The 1,476-nt window shown below is 70.7% G+C and carries 1 protein-coding gene; it reads left to right on the top strand.

Annotated elements, in window-relative coordinates:
* Window positions 1-9: 9 nt before the first annotated feature.
* Window positions 10-1,476, top strand: a 1,467-nt coding sequence (locus tag FDZ70_10600) for a DNA helicase UvrD (protein TLM66156.1), incomplete at its 3' end; no start/stop codon positions are given.

Raw genomic sequence — 1,476 nt, 5'->3', positions numbered from 1 at the left:
ACCGAGCTCGTGAGCGCGGACGCGTACGCGGAGCGGGCGGCCACGCCCCCCGAGAAGCTCATCGCCAAGGCGTACCGGCTCTACCAGCGCCGGCTCGTCGAGGCGAACGCCATGGACTTCGACGACCTGCTGGTCAACGCCGTACGCCTGCTCGAGCGGCACCCCGACGTGCTCGAGGCGTACCGGCAGCGCTTCCGCTACCTGCTGGTCGACGAGTACCAGGACACCAACCACGCGCAGTACCGGCTGTGCATGCTTCTGGCCGGCGGGCATCGCAACCTCATGGTGGTGGGCGACGACGACCAGTCCATCTACGGCTGGCGCGGCGCCGACATCGGCAACATCCTCGACTTCGAGGCGGACTTCCCCGAGGCGGCGGTCGTCAAGCTCGAGGAGAACTACCGCTCCACCGAGACGATCCTCGCGGCGGCCAACGCCGTCGTCGCCAACAACCGCGGCCGCAAGCCCAAGACGCTGTTCACGGCCAACGCCGGCGGCGAGGCGGTCGTGGACTACTCGGCCACCGACGAGCATGACGAGGCGCGCTTCATCGCCGGCGAGATCGAGCGCGTCATGCGCGAGGACCGGCGCGGATACTCGGACGTGGCGGTCTTCTATCGCACGCACGCGCAGTCGCGCGTGCTCGAGGACGTCTTCCTGCGGCTCGGCGTGCCGTACCGCATCGTCGGCGGCACGCGCTTCTTCGACCGCGCCGAGATCCGCGACCTCATGGCGTACCTCCGGGTGGCGCTCAACCCCGCTGACCCGGTGGCGCTGCGCCGCATCATCAACACGCCGAAGCGCGGCATCGGGGAGACCACGGTCGAGAAGCTCGGGTTCGAGGCGGCGCGCGAAGGCATCACGCTGTGGGAGGCATGCGTCGCGGCCCCTGAGGCCGACTGGCTCGACTCGCGGGCACGGCATGCCGTCGCCGGCTTCGTCGAGGTCGTGAGGGGCGTGATGGCGCTGTCGGGCGCGTCGCTGCGCGAGCAGGCCGAGGCGGTCATCGAGCGCTCGCGGCTGCTCGCCGCGCTCGAGGCCGAGCACACCGTCGAGGCGCAGGGGCGCGCCGAGAACGTCCGCGAGTTCCTCGGCGTGGTCGAGGAGTTCTCGGCAGCGCACGAGGGTGCGGGGCTGGCCGAGTTCCTGGAGTGGGCGGCGCTGCGTACCGACCTCGACACGCTCGAGGACGAGGGCGGCTACGTCACGCTGATGACGCTGCACAACGCCAAGGGGCTCGAGTACCCGGTGGTGTTCGTCGCCGGATGCGAGGAGACGCTGCTGCCGCACGCGAACTCGATGTTCGGCGGCGACGGGCTGGAGGAGGAGCGGCGCCTCGCGTACGTGGGCATCACGCGCGCACGCGAGCGGCTGTACCTGACGCACGCGCGCCAGCGATCGATCTTCGGCGAGACGCGCTACAACCCCGTCTCGCGGTTCCTCGCCGAGATCCCCGACGAGTGCTGCGACCGCCAG

The sequence above is a fragment of the Actinomycetota bacterium genome, from assembly GCA_005774595.1.
Lineage (GTDB): Bacteria > Actinomycetota > Coriobacteriia > Anaerosomatales > D1FN1-002 > D1FN1-002.
Note: the sequence above shows the minus strand (reverse complement) of the source record. Positions and strands in the feature narration are given on the sequence as shown.